The following is a 25,623-nucleotide window of genomic DNA, read 5'->3' on the forward strand; positions in this document are numbered from 1 at the left end:
GTACAATGCAATCATAGAAAAAAGGCGTTATACTATGTATTGTAAGCCTTTCCTTTAGCAGTGCATTTATGTCGTACTTTAGTACTGTTTGATCAAAAGATTATTAGGTTTTTGTAAAAAGAGGGTAAATTTAGTTCATTAGTAGATAGAAATGGTCTTATTCTTCTAAAGGAGAATGAACCCGTATTAAAAGGAACTAGAACTAGAAGTTTTGAGACTACTTTTAATCGGAAAACCAGTAAAGCGAATAATGCAACTAAATTCTCAACGTATCGTGCTGACTAAAGGATTGGTTAAGCGCCCAATTAAATTAAATAGATTGCGAGGAATCAAAATGTTACACACAATAATTAAAGAAAATTCTTATCAAGACTCAATTGTACTAATGTTGTTAACAAACAAATTAAATACAATTGAAGGCGTTACAAAAGTTTCTATTATGATGGGAACACCTGCTAATAAAGATTTATTCGAAGGTAGTGGCTTAAAAACACCAGAACTTGCATCAGCTTCTGCAAATGATATGGCTCTTGTCGTAGATGCAGAAAACGATGGCGTAATGGATGCTGTCTTAGTAGAAGTAGATGAATTCTTAGCTTCACAAGCAACGACTGATTCAGAAGATACTAACGAAACAGCACGCACATGGGCAACAGCTATGAAATTAGGAAAAGATTCGAACGTTGCATTAATTTCTGTTCCTGGTACGTATGCAGCTCTTGAAACAGAAAAGGCATTAGACGAAGGATTAAACCCATTTATCTTTAGTGATAACGTATCAATTGAAGACGAAGTTCGCTTGAAGAAAAAAGCTCACGAAAAAGGCTTAATCATGATGGGACCCGACTGTGGAACGGGTATTATTAATGGCGTTCCAATGGCTTTTACAAACATTGTTAGACCAGGAAGAATCAGCATCGTTGGTGCTTCAGGCACAGGAATTCAAGAAGTTTCAACAATTATCGACAAATTAGGTGCAGGTGTAACCAATGCTATTGGTACCGGTGGCCGTGATTTATCAGAAGAAGTTGGCGGAATTACGATGTTAGATACAATCGTAGCATTAGAAGAAGATCCTAATACAGACGTAATCGTGGTTATTTCTAAGCCACCTGCAAAATCTGTTAGAGATAAAGTACTTGGTTTATTAAGACAAGTTTCTAAACCTGTTGTAACTATTTTCTTAGGTGAAAAACCAACGTACCACGAAAAAAATCTTTACCATGCTTACACACTAGAAGAAACGGCTAAATTAGCTGTTACTTTATTAAATGGCGAAGAAGTTAAAGCACTAGACGAAACAGTAACTATTCCTTCTGTTGAACTGAAACCAGAACAAACCTTAATTAAAGGTTATTATTCAGGTGGAACATTAGCTAACGAAGCAGGTATGTTAATTGCTGACGGTTTGAATCTTGAAGAAGGATTAACTCATGAAGATGGATTTATTTTAAATTCTGCAGGACATGAAATCATCGATTTAGGGGATGACATGTACACACAAGGAAAACCTCACCCAATGATTGACCCTGAAAAGAGAATTGAAATGATTCAAACAGCCGGCGACAACCCAGAAACAGCAGTCATCTTGTTAGACGTTGTACTTGGTTACGGTGCACATGACGATATGGCTACTGAATTAGCTCCAGCTATCAAAGAAGCTAAAGAAAATGCTAAAAAAGATGGACGCGAATTATTAGTTTTAGGAACAGTCGTTGGAACAACAGCTGACCCACAAAACTTAGTTCGTCAACAACAAATTCTTGAAGAAGCTGGCGTTATTGTTTGTTCAAGCAACAACAAAGCTGTTCGTACAGCTTTAGGTTTACTAGGACATACCGTAAAAGACGAAGAAAAAGGCTTTAAAGTAGTTGAAGAAGCAACGAGTGCTTCATTGCCTAAAGCCTCTCAAGCTGTTTTAGACTTATTAAGCACAAAACCATACGTAATCAACGTCGGTTTGAAGAGCTTTGCAGAAGCAATTGAAGAAAACCAAGGTAAAGCTGTTCAATTTGACTGGAGACCAAGCGCTGGTGGAGATGTAAAACTTCAAAAAATCTTGTACTTCTTAGATAATTACGTAGCAAAATAAAATGAATAAATTGTAGAACAATATAGGAGGGTTTTTAAAAAATGAATTATAAAACAATTGACGAAGCAAACCAAGCTGTCATTGACAAAATTGTAGCAGGTTCTCCGTTTTTATTAGATGTTGTACCCGCAAAAACGGTTATCGAAGAATTGAATGGAAAAGTATTATTACATGCTGGACCTCCAATTAAATATGAAAACATGACTGATCCAATGAAAGGTTCATGTGTTGGAGCTTCACTTTTCGAAGAGTGGGCTACAACTGAAGAAGAAGCAAGAGCAATGCTTGATAGAGGCGAAGTATCCTTTATTCCTTGTCATCACGTAGATGCTGTTGGACCAATGGGTGGAATCACTTCTGGAAATATGCCTGTTTTAGTAGTAGAAAACAGAACAGACGGCAACCGTGCTTACTGTACGTTAAATGAAGGAATTGGTGCTGTTTTACGTTTTGGAGCTTACAACGAAGAAGTTGTTACTCGTCTGCGTTGGATGCGCGATATCTTAGGACCTGCATTAAGTAAAGTGTTGAACAAGATGGACGAAGGGATGAACTTGAACGTTATCATTGCAAAATCAATTGCAATGGGAGATGAGTTCCACCAACGTAACATCGCTGCTTCACTAAACTTCTTAAAAGAAGTTGTTCCTTATATGTCTGAAATCGATATGAACGAAAAAGATCGCCAAGATGTTTTAGTCTTCTTAGCAGATACGGATCAATTCTTCTTAAACCCAATGATGGCAGCTGCTAAAGTTGTTATGGATGGAGCAAGAATGATTGAAGAAGGTACAATCGTTACAGCTATGACAAGAAACGGTGAAAACTTTGGTATTCGTATCAGTGGTATGGGAGACGAGTGGTTCACTGGTCCTGTTAACACACCAAAAGGACTTTACTTCTCTGGTTTTTCTGAAGATGATGCCAATCCAGATATTGGAGATAGCTCAATAACAGAAACATTTGGTGTTGGTGGAATGGCAATGGTTGCTGCTCCAGCAGTTACACGTTTTGTTGGTACTGGTGGTTTTGGTGATGCACTAAAAACAAGTAATGACATGATGGAAATTACAGTTGGTCACAACACAAACTTCCCAATTCCAACATGGGACTTTAAAGGTATTGTACTAGGAATTGATGCAAGAAAAGTTGTTTCAACAGGTATTTTACCAGTAATCAACACAGGTATTGCAAACAAAGTTGCAGGCAGAGGTCAAATTGGCGCAGGAACAGTAAATCCTCCAATTGAAGCTTTTGAAAAAGCTGTTACAGCGTATGCGAAAAAATTAGGTATGGAAATTTAACTTAATCTAAAATAGATGATCAGTGAGTGAGTAAAGCAAACAAAAGGTTTGAAAGCTCATTGATTCATTTTTTCATCTTGTTTATTAGGAAGGACTAACATGATTTTTATTCAGAAGATGTCAAAACAGTTAAAAGAACAAATGCAACCTGATCAAGATAAGTTGACTTCTTGGAAAGTGCATAGTATCTTTAAAAATGGTTTTAATTTAATGAGTGGGAAGCAGTTACTTTTTATAGGAACAGATAAAAATGGAGAGCTGCCTTTTTCTTTGCATTTAACTGCAAGAGATACAAAAGTAATCTTAAAAGAAATTAGTATTGGCGATACTTTTCATTATGATTATGAAAAGAAAGTAATGACTATTCATCAACTAGTCCTCTCATTTGATTATTGTTATGTTTATGACTCTATCTTACCTTTGCAACAAAAAATAAGTTTAAATCAAATAGATTCAACTTTGGAAGAAGCTGAAAAGATTTTAGAATTAAATGGATTTAAAAAACAATTGCCATTATTTTTTACTACTATAGATTATGATGAATCCTTTATGAAATCAATTGAAGGTCTCTTTTCAAATGAAGAAAAAACCCTGAAAGAAAGTATGCTTTATTTCATAGGGCGTGGAATGGGGCTAACACCTTCAGGAGATGATCTTTTAGTCGGTTTGCTGAGTATCGACTCAGGCTATCCTCTATTAGATGAACGTTTTCGCAGTATTATTATAGAGCTGCTAGAAACAAAGAGTCTAACGACTATTGTGGCAGAAACGTATTTACGTTATGCCGCTCAACATAAATACAGCACAACTATTGTATCTTTTGTTGGGGAACTGAATGAAAACCCAAGTGGGAATCAGCTTAAAGTAGATTTTAAAACGATCCTGACAAATGGAAGTACGTCAGGTTTGGACACCATGACCGGAATGCTTTTCGGAATATTATCAGAAAAAAGGAGAATAAATTTATAATGGGAAAACGTGTAGTTATCGCTCTTGGCGGAAATGCCATATTAAGACCTAATCAAAAAGCAACATTTGAAAACCAAATGGAAAATGTAGGTATTAGCACAGATTCTATTTCAGATGTTAAAAAAGCCGGCCATCAAGTTATTGTTACCCACGGAAACGGCCCACAAGTTGGGAATATTTTGAGACAAAACGAAGAAGCTAAAGAGGTTGTTCCACAATTGCCTTTACACGTTTTAAGTGCACAATCTCAAGGATTTATTGGTTATATGATGGAACAATCATTGAAAAATGCTTTGCTTTCAAAAGGTATCTCAGGAAGCGTTGTAACTGTTCTAACACAAACAGAAGTAGATGCATCTGATAAAGCTTTCCAAAACCCAACAAAACCAATCGGTGTTTTTTACACTGAAGAAGAGTCTAAGCAATTAACGATTGAAAAAGGATGGGAAATGGCAGAAGATGCAGGCCGCGGTTACCGTCGCGTTGTTGCTTCTCCACAACCTAAAAAAATCCACGGCGTTGATTCAATTAAAACACTGATTGAAAATGATACTGTTGTTATTTCGACAGGTGGCGGTGGAATTCCGGTTGTTTCTGATGAAAAGGGAATACTATCAGGAATAGAAGCGGTTATTGATAAAGATTTGTCTGGTTTAAGATTAGCAGAGCAAGTTGATGCTGATGTATTCATGATCTTAACAGACGTAAACAATGTTTATTTGAACTATGGCAAGTCGGATCAAATGAAGCTAGAAACAGTTGCTGTAGAAGAAGCCAATCGCTACGTCGCAGAAGGACATTTTGCTGCTGGAAGTATGGGACCAAAAATGGAAGCTGCAATTGCTTTTGCATCAAACGGCAAAGAAGCTATTATCTGTTCATTAGAAAATGCTGTTGATGCTTTAGCTGGTCTTTCAGGAACAAGAATCGTATTAGGGAGTGGAAAAAAATGAAATTGACAAAGAAAATCATACTTTTACTAATGTATGCAGCGGTAGCTATTATTACGCCGTTAACTGTATTTGCAGCAGGAATTGACGCAGTCACAGCACCAACAGGATTTATGGCTATTGTTACGCTTATTCCTTTAATCGTTGTTTTAACGTTATTATTCTTGAAAGTAGATATGATTATTGCTGGTTTAGCTGGTGGGGCATTAGCTATGCTTATTGGCGGAATTGGTTTGGCAGAGGTTAACACACAATTTTTAGCAGCCATTCCCACAATGCTAACGATTACTGTTCCAATTGTTAACTCTGCTATTGCGATGGCTGTGTTTAAATCAGGCGGGTATACTGCTGCTTTAACATTAGCTAAAAGAGGAACAAAAGGTAAAGTAGAATACGTTTCAGCCTTTATCGTTGTATTAGTTGCAGCTGCAACTTATATGTCAGGTATCGGTGGAGGAAGTGCAATGGTTATTGCGCCATTAGCTTTCGCAGCAGTTGGAGTTGTTCCAGAATTGATTGCCGCTATGTCTTTAGCAGCAGCAGTATCTTTCACAACATCACCAGCTTCACTTGAGTCTAGTATTGTTTCAAAATTAGGTGACATTCCCGTAAGTGAATATGTTGCTACAATGCGTCCTTACTGGTTATTATTTGTCGCTATTGCAATTTTACTAGCATTTTTTGGTACAAAGCGCCGCAAATTAGGCTTTAAAGAAGAAGCAAATGATGAGTATTCAAAATTATCAAACAGTCAATTAGTTAAATTAACTCTTCCAGCAGTATTCTTATTGTTTGCTGTTATCTTAGGACCAGTTATCAATAATCTAGTTGGTTACCCTATCTTTACACCACTAACTTACATGGTTGTTACACTTGCATTAATCTTCTTCTTCTCTAAATTCAATATGAATGAAACAGCTGAAGCAATGATTGATGGATCTACGTATATCTTGACACGTTTATTCCAAGTTGGTATTTTCTTAGGATTTATTAACGTGATTGCTCAAACAGGGACATTTGCTGTCATCGCAGGTGTAGCTGAAGCGGCACCTGCAGCATTAGTTGTTCCTGTCGCTGTTTTAACGGGTATTTTAATCGGTGTTCCAGCGGGTGCTTACGTTGGTTCAATCTTAACATTAGTTTTACCCGTTGCTGTTTCACTAGGTTTTACACCATTAGCACTAGGTTTCGTTACTATTGGTGTTGGTTTTGGTAGCCAAATGAGTTTCGTTAACATTACCATGCAAGCTTTATCTTCAGGATTTAATATTCCTATTTTAGAAGTTGTTAAAGGTAACGTTAAATGGATTACATTAGCTTCAGTCTTGTTATTAGTTATCTCATTAGTATTTGCATAATCACAATAAAAGGAGAGATTTAGTAATGGATATTTTATTAAAAAATGTACGCTTAAATGATGGAGAAAGTTTAAAAGATGTCGCCATCGAAGATGGAAGAATTACAGCAATTGAAGAGAATATGACGGCAATAGCTGAGCGTGTTATTGATGCAGACGGAAGAGTGTTAATTCCGGGTTTTATTGAAAGTCACCTTCATTTAGATAAAGCATTAATTGCTGATCGCAAACCAAATAACTCAGGAACATTAAAAGAAGCTATCAGTGTAACGGCAGAACTTAAGCCAACATTTACAAAAGAAGATATCTATGATCGTGCTAAAAGAACGCTAGATATGATTATTCCTAATGGTGTAACAGCTATCAGAACACATTCAGAATTTGATCCAGCACAAGGATTTACGGGATTTGAAATTGTGCTGAAATTAAAAGAAGAATACAAAAACTTGGTCGACATTCAAGTGGTTGCATTCCCACAAGAAGGAATCATTAAATCTCCTGGTACAGAAGAAATGATGAATCAAGCAATGGAAATGGGAGCAGACGTTGTTGGTGGAATTCCTTACAACGATTCAGATGCTGAGAAACACATTGATATCGTTTTTAAGATTGCTAAAAAATACAATAAACCAGTTGATATTCATGCTGAATTTAGTGATGAAGCAACAGATATGTCTATTGAGTACTTGTGCAAAAAAACAATTGCAGAAGGTTACCAAGGAAAAGTATCTGTTGGTCACCTAACAGCATTACACGCTTTACCAAAAGCAGAATTAGACCCAATTATTGCAAAAATGGCTGAAGCCGGTATCAGTGTAATGGCATTAACTGCAACAGATTTACACTTAGGTGCTCGTAACGATGAATACAACGTCAGAAGAGCGGTTACTCCTATTCGCAAGTTAAGAGATGGCGGAGTGAATATGTGTATTGCTACAAATAATATTCGCAATGCTTTCACTCCTTATGGAAATGGTGATATCTTACAAACAGCTATGTTGACTATTCCAGTTGGTCACTTAGGTGGAGCAAATGACTTGAAAACTGTTTTACCAATGATTACAGAAAACCCTGCAAAAGCAATTGGTTTAGTAGATTATGGTATCGCAGTTGGCAACAAAGCTGATGTTGTTTTATTAGATACTAAAATTAAAGGGAATGCGATTATTGATATCCCAACTAGATTATTTGTTATTAAGAATGGTAAAGTTACCGTTGAAAGTACAAAAGAAACTATTATTCATCGTTGATTTTACTCTCTTAGGAACGTACCTTTAACTTAATTACAATAAAAAAGCCCATGAATAAGCGCAGCTTTATTTTATTCATGGGCCTTTTATTATTTAAATTTGAATAATTGTTTAAATGAGCTATATAAAACGATTAAATAAGTAGAGTAAATGACTATCTCGGAATAATGTAATCCTTGTTAGGAAAAGACTACGAATAAAAAGAAAGGTTGAGGTGTGGCTAGATATGATTGTTTTTAATCAAATAAATGAAAATACTTATTGCGATTCTGTCACTCTTGTAGTGATTTCAAATAAACTTTCTTTTATTGAAGGTATCAAAACAGCCTTAGTGATGATGGGAACAACCTATAATAAACAACTAATGAGACAATCAGGTTTATTAACCGAACAAGGAGAAAAAGCTCAAGCAACAGATTTGATTATTGGACTTGAAGGAGAGCATGATGAAGCAGTCCAAAAAGCATTAAGCATCGTTATGGCAGAACTCGGATACAGTAAAGACCCGGAGTCACGTGCTTTTTTAACCAATCGTTTAAAAGGAAATATTGGCTTAATAGGAACAGCCGGAGCAGGTCTTAGAGAAATAGCAGCGATTATAGCTAAAAACAATAGTGGAATCACGCAAATAATAAAGATTGAACAAAAAAAAGTAGAAGAAGTAATTATTAAAAATGAATTGTTAAAAGGACTAAATAGTTTAAAAGAAGATAAAGAGACAAAAATTATTTTGATAGCAGCTAAATTATTTCATGATGATGTGATGAAAGAAATCATAACAGCTATAAAAAACATTGCAAAACCAGTTGTAACTTGCTTCTTAGGCGGAGCTCCAACGCTAGTAGAAGAAAGCGGAGCGTTAGCGATGGGAACACTAGAAGATGCTGCTCATGCTGCTATTAAACTAGCTAATGGCAAAGAAGTGGAAAAAATTAATTTTACGCTAGCAGATAATCAATTAAAAGAATGGATTCTACAAGAAAGCTGCCAATTAAAAACCAACCAACTATTCATTAGAGGATTATTTTTAAGTCAACCTCATTTTTACGAGAGTCTATTCATCATGAAAGAAAAAAAGTTTCCTATTTATTCAAATATAGTCTCAAAAGATACGATGAGTTTAGAAAAGGTTACTATTAGTAAAAATCATACTTTACTTCATCTAACTGAAAATCAGTTTACACAAAACCTTTCAGATAATGCTTTACGATTAGAAAGAATCAGCGAAGAAGCTAAAAAAGAAGACGTCGCAGTGATTTTACTTGATTTAATCATTAACTGTAGTACCCATGAAGATTTTACTCAAGAGCTTTCACAAGCAATTCAAGAAGCAAAGAAAAGTGCAGTAGATGAGGGCAGATACCTCTGTGTAGTAGCAAGTGTTTGTGGAATAGATCGAGGTTCCCAAAATATAATGAAACAAGAAGAACTATTGAGGCAAGCAGGAGCAATTGTCATGCCTAGCAATGCGCAAGCAACTAGACTGGCTATTTTAATCACTGAAAACAGCCGATAATTAAACTAGTTCATTAGTTTATCTAAAAAAATTACAGGACTATTTGATATACTTTGGATGAAATTGCATTATTTTTAGAATTAAAAAAATCTATGCTTAATTTCTTCGATAGCTTTAAATTTTAAAATAAGCTCAATAAAGAAATAAAATAAAACATACAAAGGAGTGGAAAGATGGGTAAACAAACATTCAGTAGTAAATTAAAAAGTATGGGTCCAGCAGCTATTATTGCAAGTGCTTTTATTGGACCAGGAACCATTACAACCACAACAATTGCAGGAGCCAATTATGGGTACCAGCTTCTCTGGGCGGTACTATTTTCAATTATTGCCTTAATGGTATTGATGGAGATGAGTTCTCGGATTGGAATTATTTCAAGAAAAGATGCCATCAGTGCAGCAGAAGAAATGCTTCCTGAAAATAAAGTTTGGGGTATCTTTATTAAAACACTAGCTTTAGTAGCTGTACTTGTTACTTGTTTTGGTTTTCAAAGTGGCAATGAAATTGGTGCATCACTGGGTCTCGGAGACGCATTAGGCCTTTCAAATACTATTTCTGCTTTAATTGTTGGAGCGATTGTAATGGCAACAGCTCTAATGGGGACAACTAAAATTTTAGAAAAAATTATGCTATTATTTGTAAGTGTTATGGGAATCATCTTCGTTATCACAATGATTTTAGTAAAACCAGATATTTCTGCTATGTTAAAAGGATTGTTTGTACCAACGATGCCAAATGGTGGTATAGTAACTACGATGGCACTTATTGGAACAAGTTTGATTGCCATCAATTTAGTGCTTCATTCGGTTACATCAAAAGATAAATGGAAGACACCGGAGGGACTGGTTGAAGCACGTTTTGATATTAAAGTGAATATTTTAATCGGGGGATTAATTACAATTTCTATGTTGACAACAAGTGCGGCTCTTTTGTATGAAACAGGTACAGAAGTAACCAGCCCACTTGTCTTTTCTACTCAGTTAGAACCAATTTTAGGCAATGGTGCAAGAATTATAGGAGATTTAGGTATTTTTGCAGCTGGACTATCCTCAGCTATTGCAATTCCTTTCATCTTGAAAACTATTTTAGCTAGTATTTTTAATTGGGAAAAAGGAATAAATGATAATAAAGCTAAATTAATGGCTGCTATTGTTGTTATTTTTGGTACAGCTTTTGCTGTAGCAGATGTTAAACCAACACAAATTATTATATTTGCTCAAGCAACGAGCGGGTTCTTCTTACCTTTTTTCGCAGCTTTATTATTAGTTGTGTCAAATAGTAAGACAATTATGGGTAAATATACTAATACGCTTCTACAAAATATATTGGGATTAATAGCTGTCGTTGTTACACTAATAATCGGTATGATTGGATTATATGGAACGGTATCTAATTTATTTAGCTAATAGAAGGATTTATTTAGAGTTAAATGAAAGAGTGCGGTAAGAATAGTTCTAGTAGGAATAATTTTTAGGTTGGAACTAATCAACTCGTTAGTGGACAGGACTGGAGTGTGTTGTTCTGGCCCCATCATTATCTTATTAAAGAGAAGGATAGTTTTTTATACTAAAATTTGAAAGGAATGAAATCATGAGGCCAGAGCAACTAGCAAAAAAAAGTAGTTACCTGACAGATTTTTTAAAAGAGGATTATTCTGGATTCGTCCATAGTATTTTTACACATAGTCTTAATATTCAATTAGGAAAACAATTGGTTCATATAAGTGATTTACTAGAGCCTTTATCAGCTTTTGGATTGAAAATAGATAATGTAAAAATGAATTCTCTTTTAAAAGCAGTCAAAATTAATAACTTTGTTAATTATCAAAACAACACATTATTTTTTTACAATCACTTGAATAAAATTATTTCAATTATCAGTCTAGAAACACTAATTGAAACAGAATTAACTCTTAAACCAATCGATTTCTTATCAGACCAAGAGCTTCAAGAAACAGTTTTTTTTAAAGAATTGAACAAATTGCCGTTAAAAATGAAAACGGGTCTGCCATTAAGTACAAAAACGAGCAAGCACATTGATGAACTAAGTACGTATTCACTGGAAACATTATCGGATTATTCTATTTGGAATCATTTTGTTGGTAGAGGAATTGGATTGACACCTAGTGGAGACGATTTCTTAATTGGGTATCTAGGTGTTTTAACATTATTTAATCAACAAAAAGAATCCGTTCAGGCCTTACGACCCTTCATACGCACAGAACAAACAACTGATATTAGTCTAGCTTACTTAACTTGTTTATTGCATGGCGTAGTGAATGAAAATATCAAAGATTTAATTGTTTCCGTTTACTCCAAAGATCAAAAAGATATCCAATCCAAATTAGAGTGGATGCTATTATTTGGGCACACTTCAGGGACGGATACATTATATGGGATGTTTATCGGAATGAAAGCAATGATATCGAAAGAAAATTATGGATAAAAGAGAGGTCCATATCCTAACTTGAAGACTTCTTGACAATAGGTTTGATTTCATTTATTCTTAGCGAATAAGCTCGTTTTTAAAAGCTTTTATTGATGGGAGAACGAATAAAATGAATCAAGGAAATATTGAAGATTTGACTGAAGATGAAATTAAAGAACTGCAAGCTTGCTCAGATTTAATTTTTGTAGAAACCGATATTAATGGTTTTTTTGAAGTAAAAGTTAAAATACCAACAGAAATGTTTCCGACAGATGTGTTTTATACAAAAGAAGCTATTGGTGATTTCCTAATGTCTAAGTTTAAATTAAGTATTATGATCGAATCAAATGATGGTAAATTTATCTATCAGCCCAATCGTTTAGGGAAAAGAATAATAATAGACTAACAAAAGCTAACTTTATTGTTAGCTTTTTTATTTTGCTCTTTTTTGAAGTTATTCCTAAATAGAAGTGTGGTATATTGAATAGGGATAAGTGAAAAATACAAAGGGAGTCGATCGAATTGATTAAACTAATTGCTATTGATATGGATGGAACGTTATTAAATAATGCCCATCAAATTACAGATGAAGTTCAAAAAGCTATCTTTGAAGCCAATGAATGTGGAATAAAAATTGTGTTGTGTACCGGAAGACCTTTAAAAGCCGTTTATCCTTATATCGAACAACTAGATTTGCCAAATCAAGATAGTTATGTGATTTCATTAAACGGGACACTAATTCAAAGAACAAATACGCAAGAAATTGTTTATAGCCATCAGTTAAAACATGCTGAATTGAAAGAAATTGATGCTATTAGAAAAGACTATACCTTAAATTTAGCCTTTTTTGATGAAAGTCATTATTTCTATACGGGTGAAAAAACAGACCGTCTACTGTTTGATGCAAATATACTTGAAATGGAACCCATTCATTTAGATATAAAAGATATTCCTAAAGATAAAGTTATCTATAAAGCGATGTTTGTAGGAGAACCTGAAGAATTGGATCGTTTTGTAAAAGCTGTTCCAAATGAATGGTACGAAAAATTCTATCCAATCAGAAGTTTATCTTATGTATTTGAACTATTACCTGAAAAAGCCAATAAAGGAGATGGCCTGACTGGATTAGCTAGATTATTGGCTATTCCGATGGCAGCTATTATGACTATTGGTGACGGGGAAAACGATATTGATTTGATGAATGCTGTTGAGGAAAGTGTGGCAATGGGAAATGCGACCGAATCAATCAAGGCAGCTGCTAAACATGAAACCAAGTCTAATGAAGAAGACGGCGTCGCTCATGCAATCTATCAGTGGGCTTTAAACTAAAAAATAAGCGTTATACCAGTAAAGATTAACTGGTATAACGCTTATTAAAGTAGTTTTAAAATAACCAGAAAATTAAAGCAATGGCTACTACTACTTGTGTTGTTCCAACTAATAGTCCATAAAGCAACGTTTTTGGTCCTTCTTTAACGATATCAGAAAATTTAACACGCAATCCAATGGCAGCTAAAGCAGCTATTTCGAATTGTTTGCTGATAACTTGAGCACTTGTTACCATGTAATCTGGTAGTGACACAAGACTTCTTAATAAGAATAAACAAAAGAATCCGATAATAAACCAAGGAACACCAGCTGAACTTTTTGTTTTTTCATGATGACTGGTTGGTTTAGAAAATAAAGACTTATCTTCTTCGACATTCATTTTCCCAAAAATTAAAGCGACACCAATAATTAATAAAACACGCATTAATTTAAAAACAATCGATAAATTTGCTACATCATCATTAACTAGTTTTGCTGAAGCAATGACTTGGCCAATTGATTGAACTGTTCCCCCAATAAGAGCAGATGTTTGTATCGTTTCATGATTGTAAAGGATAGCGGTAAGAATGGGTAAAGTAACCATTAAAAGTGTACCCGTTAAATTAACTATCGTGATGGACAATCCTTTATCCTTTTCCTCTGCATTAATAACAGGTGAAATAGTCCCTATAGCAGAAGAACCGCATACTGCGTTCCCAGCCCCCATTAACAAGGCAAATTTCTTACCGAACTTCAAGTAACGTCCGATCCAATAAGCAGCAATAATCGTCGCAACCATTTGAAATAAGATGAAGGTAAATCCTGTAAAACCTACTTGTTTAATAATTTGAAAATCAAGGATTAATCCGTTTAAGACAATCGAAAATTCTAACAAGCTTTTCTCGGAAAATTTTGTTCCAGTGTTTAAAATAGGTTTATTTAAAAGAGTATTACCTAATAAGATGCCTAAAAAAATAGCAATTAAAGCTGCGCCGATAGTCGGAATAAAGAGAGCTAACTCCTGACTAATAATAGAAATAATAACACTTAAAACTAAACCAGGTAAAATAAAGGTTATTTTTTCTGTCATTTTTTGAATCATAATCGTTCTCCTTTTGTTTCTTTAGTATAAAAGTAGTTTACACTTAAAATTGCATAAGTTAAAATAATCATTTATTATCTAATTATAAGATATATTTATAGAGAGGAATAACAACATGTTAGATTATCGCTACCAAACCTTTTTAACTTTAGCAGAAGTTATGAATTATACTCAAACTGCGAAAAAATTGCATATTACTCAACCTGCCGTTACTCAACACATTCAGTATTTACAAAACGAATTAAATACTGAATTGCTTCATTATGAGAATAGACAATTAACCTTAACAAAAAAAGGCAAACAATTACAAAAAGATCTTTTACTCTTACAAAAAGAAATCCGGCAAATTCAAAAAAAATTAGCAAAAAAATAGAGGCCCCCTCTTTTATATTTGGTGCAACATTAACCATCGGTGAATACGCTATGCCTGATATTATTGAAAAATACATGCATGCTTATCCGACACATACTTTATCAATGTTAGTAGATAATACCGCATCTTTGATTGATCATTTAGAACATGGAAAAATCGATTTTGCATTTGTTGAAGGAGAATTTAATCAACACTCATTTGGTTTCCATAAACTATCAGACGAGTCCTTTATTGCTGTTTGTGCAGAAAGTAATCCTCTCTGGAAAAAGAAACAACCGATTAGTGAATTGTTTTCACATCAATTAATGATTAGGGAAGTTGGATCAGGCTCACGCTTAATTTTAGAAACGGCTTTAAAAAATAAGAGCATCCTTTTAGAAAGTTTCACTAAAATGATGATGATTGGAAATATTTCTTCTATCAAGGAGTTAGTAAAAAAAGATTTAGGTATCACTTTTTTATACCAAAGTGCGGTTGAAGAAGAACTTGTCGCGGGGACGCTCAAAGAAATTAAGATTAAAGACTTTATTATCGACCATCCCTTTCATTTAATTTACCTTAAAACAGCTAATATAAAAGGAATGGAAATTGCACAAAATTTTATCAAATTACTCACTTAGTATCTAAATCGCAGCTTGTATAAAGGCGATTAAAATGATACTGTTTATTCGTAATCGATTACATGAAAGAACTAAAAAAGAGAGAAAATTACTTGAAATAGATTTTACCAATTGATTATCACTCAAATAAGAAAGTAGGAATATTAGTGATTAAAAAACAAATTATTATCGATACAGATCCTGGGATTGATGATGCAGTGGCATTAGCTATTGCTCTTTATAGTGATGAAGTAGAAGTCAAACTGATTACTACCGTTGCTGGGAATGTTGGATTAGAATATGTTACACAAAATACGCTAAAGTTGCTCCAATTTTTTAATAAAGATGTCCCTGTAGCTAAAGGTTTAGATGCACCATTAATCAAAGAAATAATAAATGCAGGTGCGATTCATGGTGAAACGGGTATGGAAGGGTATACCTTTGAAGAACCAACAGATCGTCTATTGTTAAAAGAACATGCAGTAAACGCGATGAGAGAAACTATTTTAACCAGCCAAGAACCTATCACGATTATAGGCATTGGACCATTAACAAATATAGCGATGCTTTTAAAAATGTATCCTGAAACTCAATCGAATATTAAAGAAATTATCTTTATGGGCGGTTCACTTACAAGAGGAAATAGTGGAGTGATGTCTGAATACAATATTGATTTTGATCCTGAAGCTGCTAAAATTGTATTTGATTCAGGAGTGCCGATTGTCATGGTTGGTTTAGACTTAGGATTGAAAGCATTAATTTTATTAGAGGATAGTATGAAAATAAAAGAAATGAATAAAATTGGAGATATGTTTTATCATTTATTCAAACGGTATAGAGGCGGAAGTATGCATACGGGGTTAACAATGTATGATAGTACAGCGATTGCCTATCTTTTAAGACCGGACTTATTCGAAGTAGTAGAAACTTTTATAGATGTTGAATTAAATGGCACATACACAACAGGTGCTACCATTGTTGACCTAAAAGGTTTTTTGAAAAAAGAAGCAAATGCAACCGTTTGTCTCGACATCAATCAAGAGGCATTTAAAAAATGGTTTTTAACAAGTATCGAACACTGTACAGAATAGGAGTAAGCTTCTAATAAACAGGATATTTTTCTATTCTGTTTATTTTTTAAAGAAAAATGTTGATAACGCTTGCATAAAAATGGAAAAGATGCTATTATGTGTATGTAATCGGTTACATAAAAAGCAAATATATGAGGTGAACAGGATGAGAACAATTAAAGATGTTGCAAAATTGGCTGGTGTATCAGTAGCGACTGTTTCAAGAGCACTGAACAAAAGTGGATATGTCAGTGAGAAAAGTCAATTAAAAGTTGAGGCAGCAATCAAAGAATTAGATTTTTATCCTAACGAAGTAGCCCGTTCACTTTTCCAAAAAAAATCTAAATTAATTGGATTACTTTTACCAGACATTGCTAACCCTTTCTTCCCATTAGTTGCTAAGGGTGTAGAAGATAAGGTAAATGAAATGGGATATAAACTAATTTTGGGAAATGTTCAAGAAAATCCCTTGAAAGAAGCAGAATACATACGGACCTTTGCCCAAAATAATGTAGCAGGTGTATTGTCAGCTGTTGAGAGCAGTTCAAAGGACTTAAAAAATATGCCTTTCGTGATGCTAGATAGAATCACCTCGGATAAAGAATATTCCGTTCATTCTGACGATTACCAAGGCGGTACGTTAGCCGCAATGGCAGTAAGTGAAAGAAGTCCTGGTCAGGTAGTTGTAATGGTTGGACCACGTTCGGTTTCCAACTCACTCGTTCGTTTAGCTGGTAGCGTCAAAGTACTGGAAGAAAATAATTTAACGTATCAATTATTTGAAACAGAATCGTATCAATTTGATTCAGCCCAAGAATCGGCTCACCAATTGTTTGAACTGTTTCCTAATGTTAAAAGTATTATTGCTTCAAATGATATACATGCGTTAACGATTATGCGTGAAGCGATTCGTCGAGGTTTATCTATTCCGTCAGATGTTCAAGTAATTGGATACGATGATAATCCTTACAGTAAATTGATGTACCCAAGTTTATCAACGATTGCACAGCCGGCGTATCAAATTGGCTATAAAGGTGCTGAAATACTATGCAATCGCATAGAAGGATTAAAAGTAAAAGAAAAAATATCCAATTGCCAGTAAAACTAGAAATAAGAGAGTCTTTAAGAAAGAAGGAAAAGTGATGAGTAAAATAACTGTTGTCGGTAGTTTATCAACTGATTTTGTTGTAACGGCAGATAAAAGACCACGTGTAGGAGAGACCATTTTTGGAGAAAATTTTACAACAACCTTTGGTGGTAAGGGCGCTAATCAAGCAGTTGCGGCTGCTCGTTTAGGCGGACAAGTTAGTATGATTGGAACGGTTGGTTCAGATTTATTTGGCAAAGAAATTATTATTAATTTATTAAATAATCAAATCAATACAACTCATGTGGAGACGGTTACACATATTCCTTCTGGATCAGCTCATATTACTGTTGTGGATGGAGATAATAGTATTATCTATATCCCAGGAGCGAATGATGAAGTAACAAAAGAGCAAATTATAAAGGCTTATCCTGTTATTGATTCGAGTGATGTTGTCATTATCCAAAACGAGACACCATTAGCTGCTATTGAAGCAGTCATCCAAACCTGCTTTGAAAAAGGCATTAAAACAATTTATAATCCAGCACCTGCTAAAAAAATTAATTCAGCCTTAATCGAACAGGTTGCGTATTTTACACCAAATGAATCGGAATTCAAATTACTTTTCCCAGCATTGACTCTATCAGAAGGAATGGCCAAGTACCCCAACAAATTAATTGTCACAATGGGTTCTAAGGGAGTTTATTTTAATGATGGTGAAAAAGAAGTCCACGTGGATTCGTATAAAGTAACACCACTAGATACAACAGGAGCTGGAGATACTTTTAACGGAGCTTTTGGTATAGCGTTAACAGCAGGACTAGATATGATAAAGAGTATTCGTTTCGGTAATCTAGCTGCAGCACTATCGATTCAAAAATTCGGTGCACAAATCGGAATGCCGACATTAATAGAGATGAAAGAGAGTGAATTTTATGAAAAAGAATGGGACATTAAATAGCGATATCGCCAAACTATTAGCCGATTTAGGTCATATGGATCAAATCGTCATTGCAGATGCAGGGTTGCCTATTCCAGTCGGAGTAAAAAAAATTGATTTAGCGTTAACGTTAAATGATCCACCTTTTCAAAAATTATTAGCTATTCTAATCAACGAAATGGTCATTGAAGAAGTTATTTTAGCTGTTGAAATTAAGTCGGAAAATTCGGCTCAATTGAAATTGATTGAAGAAAAATTGCTAGATAAACCGATTCATTACGTTAGTCATAAAGAGTTTAAAAAGCAAACGAGTTATTCAAAAGCAATCATTAGAACAGGAGAAGCAACACCTTATTCCAATATTATCTTACAATCAGGCGTGCTATTCTAGGGGGTAAAAAAATGGAAGTTACAATGAAAGGCATCACAAAAAGTTTTGGTACAAACTTTGTTCTTAAAGGCGTCGATATTGAATTAGAGGGCGGTAAAATTCATGCATTAATGGGAGAAAATGGCGCTGGAAAATCCACGCTAATGAATATTCTAACAGGTATGCATAAATACGACACCGGCGAAATTATGATTGATAAAAAAGAAACCGTCTATGAAAATCCTAAAGAAGCTGAAGAGCATGGCGTAAGTTTTATTCATCAAGAAATGAATACATGGCCTCAAATGACTGTTGTAGAAAACTTATTTATTGGAAAAGAACTAAAAAATAAGTTTGGTTGGTTGAATAAAAAAGAAATGGAAAAAAGAGCAAAAGCTATTTTTGATGATTTAGGTATTACGATTGATTTAAACTTAGAAGTTAACCAATTATCTGTTGGTCAACAACAAATGATTGAAATTGCAAAAGCCCTTATGACCAATGCAAAAGTCTTGATTATGGATGAACCAACAGCTGCATTAACAGAAAGAGAAATTGAAGTCTTGTTTAAAATTATTTTGAATTTAAAAGAAAAAGGCGTAGCTATTATTTATATCTCTCATAGAATGGAAGAAATATTTAAAATTAGTGACTCGATTACGGTTATGCGTGATGGCGTCTCTATTGATACAACAAAAACAAACGAAACAAATGTAGATGAAGTGGTACGTAAAATGGTTGGACGTGATTTAGATGATTACTATCCTGAAAAAAAATCAGAAATAGGTGAGATTATTTTTGAAGGACGTCATCTAACTAAAAAAGGTGTATTCGAAAATGTATCCTTTAACGTACGACAAGGTGAAATTATTGGTTTTTCTGGTCTAATGGGATCTGGTCGGACTGAAATGATGCGGGCGATTTTTGGGATTGATACATTAGATCAAGGAGAAGTTTATTTAGAAGATAAATTGCTCAAGATTAAAACACCGAGCGATGCAATTCATCAAGGTATTGGTTTTTTAACAGAAAATCGAAAAGATGAAGGCTTGATTTTAGAGTATTCGATTAAAGAAAATATTTCACTGCCGTCAATAGATGGGTTTAAAAAGAGAGGTCTAATTGATGAAGTTGCTGAAAAAGACTTTGTTGATTTGTTAATGAAACGCTTAAGTGTGAAAGCACAATCTGCTGAATTAGCTGTTTCAAATCTATCCGGTGGAAATCAACAAAAAGTGGTTCTTGCAAAATGGATTGGAATAGGTTCAAAAGTTCTCATTTTAGATGAGCCTACTAGGGGCGTTGATGTCGGTGCAAAACGTGAGATTTATCAATTGATGAATGAACTAACCGATCGAGGTGTAGCGATTATTATGGTTTCGAGTGATTTACCTGAAGTACTAGGTGTTAGCGATCGAGTTATCGTCGTCCATGAAGGAACGATTGCTGGCGAGTTGGATAGAGTCGAAGCAACAGAAGAAAAAATTATGAGTCTTGCTACTGGGGGATATTGATATGAGTTCAGATACAAAACAAGTGAAATTAGCCGAACAAAAAAATTCAAGAAAAGAATTGATTGGAAAATTAGGACCGTTACTAGCATTGATTGTCTTGGTTATTTTTGTAACCATTCTTAATCCAGGGTTTGTAGCGCCAAATAACTTATTAAACTTGTTAAGACAAGTTTCAACGAATGCCTTGATTGCTTTTGGGATGACGTTTGTCATCTTAACTGGCGGAATAGATTTATCAGTCGGTTCAACTTTAGCTTTAAGTAGTGCTTTAATGGCAGGTGGAATTGTAGCTGGATTAGATCCCTTGTTGGCAATGGTTCTAGCGATTATTGCTGGTGGATTATTAGGTGGGTTTAACGGTTTATTGATCACAAAAGGAAAAATGGCACCTTTTATTGCAACCTTAGCAACGATGACTATTTTCAGGGGAGCAACCCTAGTCTTTACTAACGGAAATCCAATCACTGGTATTGGCGATAGTTTTATCTTTAAATTTATTGGACGTGGTTACTTATTTGGTATTCCTTTCCCAGTTGTAGTGATGCTGATTTGTTTCGCAGTGCTCTATGTGTTATTACACAAAATGACGTTTGGCCGAAAAGTATTTGCAATTGGCGGTAATGAAAAAGCAGCCTTTATCGCCGGTATCAAGAGCGACCGTATTAAAATAGCTATTTATGCTATTTCCGGAATGATGGCCTCTGTGGCTGGTATTATTATTACGTCAAGATTGAATTCAGCTCAACCAACTGCTGGACAATCTTATGAGATGGATGCGATTGCCTCTGTTGTACTAGGCGGAACAAGTCTTTCAGGAGGACGTGGTAGACTTATTGGAACCTTAATCGGTGCACTGATTATGGGGACATTGAATAATGGGTTAAACTTGCTAGGAGTGTCTAGTTTTTACCAACAAATTGTGAAAGGAATCGTCATCATTATTGCAGTATTATTGGATAGAAAAAAATAAAACATTATAGGAGGAAAAGAAGATGAAGAAACTTATTGGTTTTGTAGCAGCAGCAGTATTATTTTTAGGAGGATGTGGCAGTGCTACTTTAGAAGGAGACAACAAAGATTCAGGTGTCGTTGAAGAAAAGGACACTAAAGATTTAGTGATTGGTGTGTCTTTATCAACGTTAAATAATCCCTTCTTTATTTCAGTAAAAGATGGGATTGTTGATTTAGCCGAAGAAAAAGGATCAGAAGTAAAAGTATTGGATGCTCAAGATGATACATCTAAACAAAGCAATGACATTGATGATTTGATTCAACAAGGAGTCGATATTTTATTGATTAACCCTGTTGACTCATCTGCCATTTCACCAGCTGTTGAAGCTGCAAATGGCGCTGGTATTCCAGTTATCACAATTGACCGTTCAAGTGAAGGTGGAGAAGTCATTACATTGGTTGCTTCAGATAACGTAGAGGGCGGAAAAATTGCTGCTCAATACATTGAAGAAATTTCTGGTAAACAAGCAAAAGTTGCTGAACTTGAAGGAATCCCAGGTGCTTCTGCTACAAATGAACGAGGCCAAGGCTTTGATGATTATGCTAAAGATACATTAGACGTTGTCGACAAACAAACGGCTAGCTTTGACCGTGCTAAAGGGTTAACAGTTATGGAAAATATGCTTCAAGCAAATCCTGAAATTCAAGCTGTTTTTGCTCAAAATGACGAAATGGCATTAGGTGCAATTCAAGCAATCCAAGCAGCTGGTAAAACAGGCGAAATTCAAGTTGTTGGTTTTGACGGAACAGATGATGGTTTAGCAGCAATTGAAGCTGGAACATTGAGTGCAACAGTGGCACAACAACCAGCTGAAATGGGTAAATTAGCTATGCAAGCAGCTTTTGATCACTTTGCTGGTAAAGACGTTGAGAAATCTATTCCTTCACCATTAGAATTAATTAAAAGCGACAAATAAATAATCACTTTTATTAATAAAAATAAAATACAGCATAAGCTATTGTCGCTTATGCTGTATTTTTGCGTTTAATAATTAAGTCAATACTAGTCATAAATCAATTAGAAAAGCTTGGAAAAGAAAGAATGATGTGTAGCTAGCTTTTTGAGAGTGAATCAGCTTTTTGCTTTGCTCTTTCTATAGGCAGAGGGAGTCATATTAGTCACACGCTTAAAGGATTGTGAGAAAAAAGATTGAGAAGAAAAACCTGCAATGGTAGAAATGTCAGAGATAGGGTAACTGGTTGTTTTCAATAACATCTTACTTTCTTTGATGCGGATGCTAATAAGGTATTCAATAGGAGAGATTCCAATGATTGACTTAAAAGAATGAGCCAAATAATATTTATTAATGTGACTCATTCTTGCTAAACTATCTAAATTTATTTCCTCTCTAAAAGAGTTTTCTATGTATTTTTTAATTTCCGCAATATCTTTACTTAATTTTTGGTTTTCAGTCTTTTCAACCTTTAATGTATTTCTACGCAAGACTTTGATTAATAAGATGTCCAACAGACTTTGAGCGATAACCGCATAATTTTTTTTCTGATTCTGAACTTCTTCTACTAGTTTTTTTAAATAAAATAAATATTCGCCATCTGTATCTTTGTATCTATAATAAGGGATAGGTGTATCTTGGTCAGTAGAAAGTGAAAAAAAGACTCCTTGAATGCCTAGAGCGATGTATTCAAGAGGGTCGTCCATTGAAGATTTTTCGGTGTGTTCGACATAAGAATTTATGATAATGAGATCCTTTGCACGAACAGTTATTTCTTTGTCCAAGATAAAGACCGAACCCTTTCCTCTAGTGATATACAATAATTCTGTAAAGTGATGAGAATGGTTTAAGCTATGCCAATCATTTTCATACATCGATTTTGTAACATAAAGTAAAGGCGTTGATAGATCGTACTGGTGACTACAAGGCATTTCATAAACAATATTTGACACGTTGAGGCCTCCATTCAAATAAGAATCCTGTATTTAGTATAAAGTTTTTAGTTAATGATTTCAATTAAAACAAGAAACATAAAAAATACAGCAAGATAACGATTGTGAAAGCGCTTTTTCAACCGTATAATTTAGAGGCAAAGAAGATAAGAGGGGGATTTATGATGAACAAGAAATTTTTATTGGCAAGTTCGGTCGCTTTATTTTCAGTAGCTTTATTGGCTTGTGGCAACGATGATACAAACAAAGAAGAAGCAGCAGGCGGCGACAGTGAAGGGAAATCTACTCTACACATAGCTGCACTTGAATCAGCTTATGGTTCAGAAATGTGGGACAATATTGTTGCATCATACGAAAAAGCTAATCCAGATGTAGACGTAGAATTAGCTGTTGACAAAAATTTAGAAGAGGTCATTAGTCCAAATATGAAAGCAGGAAAATACCCTGATGTTGTTTTACTTGGAACGGGTCGTAAATTAGCTCTTCCAGAAACAATGATTAAAGATAATGCTTTAGAAGAATTAACAGATGTATTAGATATGGGTGTTTATGGTGAGGAAGTAAAGGTAAGCGAAAAATTAGTACCAGGATTTACTGACACATTAGTAACAAATCCATACAATGATGGAAAAACGTATCTTGCACCAATGTTTTATAGTCCAACAGGTTTATTTTTCAATCAAAACTTACTAGCTGAAAAAGGCTGGGATGTTCCAGAAACATGGGATGAGATGTGGGAATTAGGCGACAAAGCTAAAGCAGAAGGAATTTCATTATTCACTTATCCTCATGCAGGTTACTTTGATGCATTCTTCTATTCATTATTATTTGAAGTTGGCGGATCTGATTTTTATAACCGTGCAATGAGCTATGAAGACGGTATCTGGGAAACACCAGAAGCAACGAAAGCCTTTGAAATCGTTGGTAAATTAGCACAATATACAGAGCCAACAACTGTCGCAAACGGGAATGACCGTGACTTCACTAAAAACCAACAATTGATTCTTGATGACAAAGCACTCTTCATGCCTAATGGAACTTGGGTTGTAGGCGAGATGGCAGAAGCTCCAAGATCAGACGGATTCGAATGGGGAATGACAGCATTACCCGCTATTGAAGAAGGCGGAGATCGCTATGCCTTTACATTCTTTGAACAATTATGGGTTCCAGAAGCAGCTGAAAATAAAGATGCAGCTAAAGAATTTATCACGTATGTTTACTCTGACGAAGCAGCAACTATTTTTGCTGAAGCAGGAGCTGTACAACCCATTGAAGGAATCTCTGATAAATTATCAGGCGATAACCAATTATTCTATAGTATCTATGATACTGGTGCAAAAGCCGGTATGGGCGGATTTGCTGCAACAGATGCTGTTGAAGGTGTTAGCATGGCAGATGAGTTATTCGCAACAGTAGATAGTATCGTTACTGGCGATAAAACAGTTGAAGAATGGCAAGCAGGAGTCGAAAAAGCTAGTGACCAATTAAGACCAGCTTTAAAATAAAAATAAATTAAATTTCACGAAGGTTGAACGGTGAGGTCAATCCCCTCATCGTTCTATTTATTAAATTGAGGTGATGAGAATGAACAAGAAAAAAAGAAAAGAATTTTTTTATTATAGTTAGTATCCTTCCAGCACTCATTTTGCTAGCGACATTCATTTTACTGCCAACCGTTGAAGTATTTAGGATGTCACTATATAAATGGGGCGGATTTTCAAATAACCAAGAATTTGTCGGTTTAGCTAATTTTAAAATATTATGGAATGATATGAACTTCTTCAGAGCTTTCCAAAATAGTATTTTATTAATTGTGGTTGTGACGTTAATTACAATGGTTTTTGCTATTTTATACGCAACGTTACTTTCTAGAGAAAAAGTTAAAGGCGATAATTTATTCCGTATTATTTTCTACATACCCAATATTTTATCAGTCGTTGTTATCTCTGGTATCTTTTCAGCTATTTACGATCCAAATACAGGACTATTGAATAATTTCTTTTCAGCTTTGAAGCTAGAAAATTTGCAACAACTTTGGTTAGGCGATCAAAAAATTGTCATTTATAGTATCGCTGGAGCGTTAGTCTGGCAAGCGATTGGGTATTACATGGTCATGTACATGTCTAGTATGGCAAGCATTCCAGAAAGCTATTACGAAGCGTCAGCTTTAGAAGGTGCCGGTCGTTTTGTGCAGTTTTTCAATATTACTTTACCGTTAATCTGGAACAATATTCGTACAACGTTAACATTCTTTATTATTAGTACAATTAATTTAAGTTTCCTTTTGGTACAAGCGATGACAGGTGGCGGACCAGATGGATCAACTGAAGTATTTTTGAGCTATATGTATAAACAAGCGTACACGAATTCATCATATGGCTATGGTATGGCAATTGGAGTGGTGATTTTCTTATTCTCATTCGCTTTAGCAGCTATTATTAGTCACATTACTAAACGCGAAGTACTTGAGTACTAAGG

24 protein-coding genes are annotated in these 25,623 nt (G+C 34.7%); 22 read left to right on the forward strand and 2 right to left on the reverse strand.

The window, feature by feature from the left end; genetic code table 11:
• Positions 1-334: 334 nt before the first annotated feature.
• From fdrA to B9Y54_RS08320, 11 genes are all read left to right on the forward strand, one after another.
• Positions 335-2,092 carry an acyl-CoA synthetase FdrA gene (gene fdrA / locus B9Y54_RS08270; RefSeq protein WP_085559820.1) on the forward strand — a complete coding sequence of 586 codons (1,758 nt, stop codon included), beginning with the start codon at positions 335-337 and terminating at the stop codon, positions 2,090-2,092.
• A gap of 41 nt (positions 2,093-2,133) precedes the next feature.
• The gene (locus tag B9Y54_RS08275) at positions 2,134-3,396 is read left to right on the forward strand and encodes a YlbE family protein (RefSeq protein ID WP_085559821.1); all 1,263 of its coding nucleotides are present in this window, start codon (positions 2,134-2,136) and stop codon (positions 3,394-3,396) included.
• Between the two features lie 99 nt (positions 3,397-3,495).
• Positions 3,496-4,365, forward strand: a complete 870-nt coding sequence (locus B9Y54_RS08280) for an oxamate carbamoyltransferase subunit AllH family protein (RefSeq protein ID WP_085559822.1) — start codon at positions 3,496-3,498, stop codon at positions 4,363-4,365.
• Positions 4,365-5,318 (forward strand): carbamate kinase, encoded by a 954-nt coding sequence (gene arcC / locus B9Y54_RS08285; RefSeq protein WP_085559823.1) that lies wholly within the window; start codon positions 4,365-4,367, stop codon positions 5,316-5,318. Before B9Y54_RS08280 ends, arcC begins: the two co-directional genes overlap by 1 nt.
• Complete coding sequence (locus B9Y54_RS08290) at positions 5,315-6,673, forward strand: citrate transporter (protein WP_085559824.1); 1,359 nt, start codon at positions 5,315-5,317, stop codon at positions 6,671-6,673. Before arcC ends, B9Y54_RS08290 begins: the two co-directional genes overlap by 4 nt.
• A gap of 25 nt (positions 6,674-6,698) precedes the next feature.
• On the forward strand, positions 6,699-7,922 hold the full coding sequence (locus B9Y54_RS08295; RefSeq protein ID WP_085559825.1) for an amidohydrolase family protein: 1,224 nt from the start codon (positions 6,699-6,701) through the stop codon (positions 7,920-7,922).
• A gap of 226 nt (positions 7,923-8,148) precedes the next feature.
• Complete coding sequence (locus B9Y54_RS08300) at positions 8,149-9,438, forward strand: hypothetical protein (protein ID WP_085559826.1); 1,290 nt, start codon at positions 8,149-8,151, stop codon at positions 9,436-9,438.
• A gap of 173 nt (positions 9,439-9,611) precedes the next feature.
• Positions 9,612-10,844, forward strand: coding sequence for an Nramp family divalent metal transporter (locus tag B9Y54_RS08305; protein ID WP_085559827.1), 1,233 nt, complete (start codon positions 9,612-9,614; stop codon positions 10,842-10,844).
• Positions 10,845-11,028: 184 nt separating this feature from the next.
• Positions 11,029-11,883, forward strand: coding sequence for an oxamate carbamoyltransferase subunit AllH family protein (locus tag B9Y54_RS08310; RefSeq protein ID WP_085559828.1), 855 nt, complete (start codon positions 11,029-11,031; stop codon positions 11,881-11,883).
• Positions 11,884-11,995: 112 nt separating this feature from the next.
• Positions 11,996-12,271, forward strand: a complete 276-nt coding sequence (locus tag B9Y54_RS08315) for a hypothetical protein (RefSeq protein ID WP_085559829.1) — start codon at positions 11,996-11,998, stop codon at positions 12,269-12,271.
• 116 nt (positions 12,272-12,387) lie between these two features.
• Positions 12,388-13,194 (forward strand): Cof-type HAD-IIB family hydrolase, encoded by an 807-nt coding sequence (locus B9Y54_RS08320; RefSeq protein ID WP_085559830.1) that lies wholly within the window; start codon positions 12,388-12,390, stop codon positions 13,192-13,194.
• 55 nt (positions 13,195-13,249) lie between these two features.
• Here B9Y54_RS08320 and B9Y54_RS08325 read toward each other — a convergent pair whose 3' ends face one another.
• Positions 13,250-14,275 (reverse strand): YeiH family protein, encoded by a 1,026-nt coding sequence (locus B9Y54_RS08325; protein ID WP_085559831.1) that lies wholly within the window; start codon positions 14,273-14,275, stop codon positions 13,250-13,252.
• A gap of 115 nt (positions 14,276-14,390) precedes the next feature.
• Between B9Y54_RS08325 and B9Y54_RS12835 the strand changes: the two genes are divergently transcribed.
• The 9 genes from B9Y54_RS12835 (at position 14,391) to B9Y54_RS08365 (ending at position 22,156) form a co-directional block, all read left to right on the forward strand.
• Entirely contained in the window at positions 14,391-14,648 is a 258-nt protein-coding gene (locus B9Y54_RS12835; RefSeq protein WP_234987876.1) for a helix-turn-helix domain-containing protein, read from the forward strand.
• Positions 14,649-14,698: 50 nt separating this feature from the next.
• A complete protein-coding gene (locus tag B9Y54_RS12840; protein WP_234987878.1) occupies positions 14,699-15,268 on the forward strand; it encodes a LysR substrate-binding domain-containing protein in 570 nt (189 codons plus the stop codon).
• 146 nt (positions 15,269-15,414) lie between these two features.
• Complete coding sequence (rihC, locus tag B9Y54_RS08335) at positions 15,415-16,338, forward strand: ribonucleoside hydrolase RihC (RefSeq protein WP_085559832.1); 924 nt, start codon at positions 15,415-15,417, stop codon at positions 16,336-16,338.
• 145 nt (positions 16,339-16,483) lie between these two features.
• On the forward strand, positions 16,484-17,419 hold the full coding sequence (locus tag B9Y54_RS08340; protein ID WP_234987879.1) for a LacI family DNA-binding transcriptional regulator: 936 nt from the start codon (positions 16,484-16,486) through the stop codon (positions 17,417-17,419).
• A gap of 40 nt (positions 17,420-17,459) precedes the next feature.
• Entirely contained in the window at positions 17,460-18,365 is a 906-nt protein-coding gene (rbsK, locus tag B9Y54_RS08345; RefSeq protein WP_085559833.1) for a ribokinase, read from the forward strand.
• A complete protein-coding gene (gene rbsD, locus B9Y54_RS08350; RefSeq protein WP_085559834.1) occupies positions 18,340-18,735 on the forward strand; it encodes a D-ribose pyranase in 396 nt (131 codons plus the stop codon). The genes rbsK and rbsD overlap by 26 nt, the downstream gene beginning before the upstream one ends.
• A gap of 11 nt (positions 18,736-18,746) precedes the next feature.
• Entirely contained in the window at positions 18,747-20,228 is a 1,482-nt protein-coding gene (locus tag B9Y54_RS08355; protein ID WP_085559835.1) for a sugar ABC transporter ATP-binding protein, read from the forward strand.
• Position 20,229: 1 nt separating this feature from the next.
• Entirely contained in the window at positions 20,230-21,198 is a 969-nt protein-coding gene (locus tag B9Y54_RS08360; RefSeq protein WP_085559836.1) for an ABC transporter permease, read from the forward strand.
• Between the two features lie 22 nt (positions 21,199-21,220).
• Entirely contained in the window at positions 21,221-22,156 is a 936-nt protein-coding gene (locus tag B9Y54_RS08365; protein WP_085559837.1) for a D-ribose ABC transporter substrate-binding protein, read from the forward strand.
• 155 nt (positions 22,157-22,311) lie between these two features.
• Here the strand turns inward: B9Y54_RS08365 and B9Y54_RS08370 are convergent, their stop codons facing one another.
• Positions 22,312-23,145 (reverse strand): AraC family transcriptional regulator, encoded by an 834-nt coding sequence (locus B9Y54_RS08370; protein WP_085559838.1) that lies wholly within the window; start codon positions 23,143-23,145, stop codon positions 22,312-22,314.
• A gap of 164 nt (positions 23,146-23,309) precedes the next feature.
• Between B9Y54_RS08370 and B9Y54_RS08375 the strand changes: the two genes are divergently transcribed.
• Both B9Y54_RS08375 and B9Y54_RS08380 read left to right on the forward strand, forming a co-directional pair.
• Entirely contained in the window at positions 23,310-24,650 is a 1,341-nt protein-coding gene (locus tag B9Y54_RS08375; RefSeq protein ID WP_085560551.1) for a carbohydrate ABC transporter substrate-binding protein, read from the forward strand.
• Between the two features lie 185 nt (positions 24,651-24,835).
• Entirely contained in the window at positions 24,836-25,621 is a 786-nt protein-coding gene (locus B9Y54_RS08380) for a carbohydrate ABC transporter permease (protein ID WP_177173724.1), read from the forward strand.
• The last annotated feature ends 2 nt before the right edge of the window (positions 25,622-25,623 follow it).

Source organism: Carnobacterium iners (assembly GCF_900177385.1).
In the GTDB taxonomy this organism is placed as follows: Bacteria; Bacillota; Bacilli; order Lactobacillales; family Carnobacteriaceae; genus Carnobacterium_A; species Carnobacterium_A iners.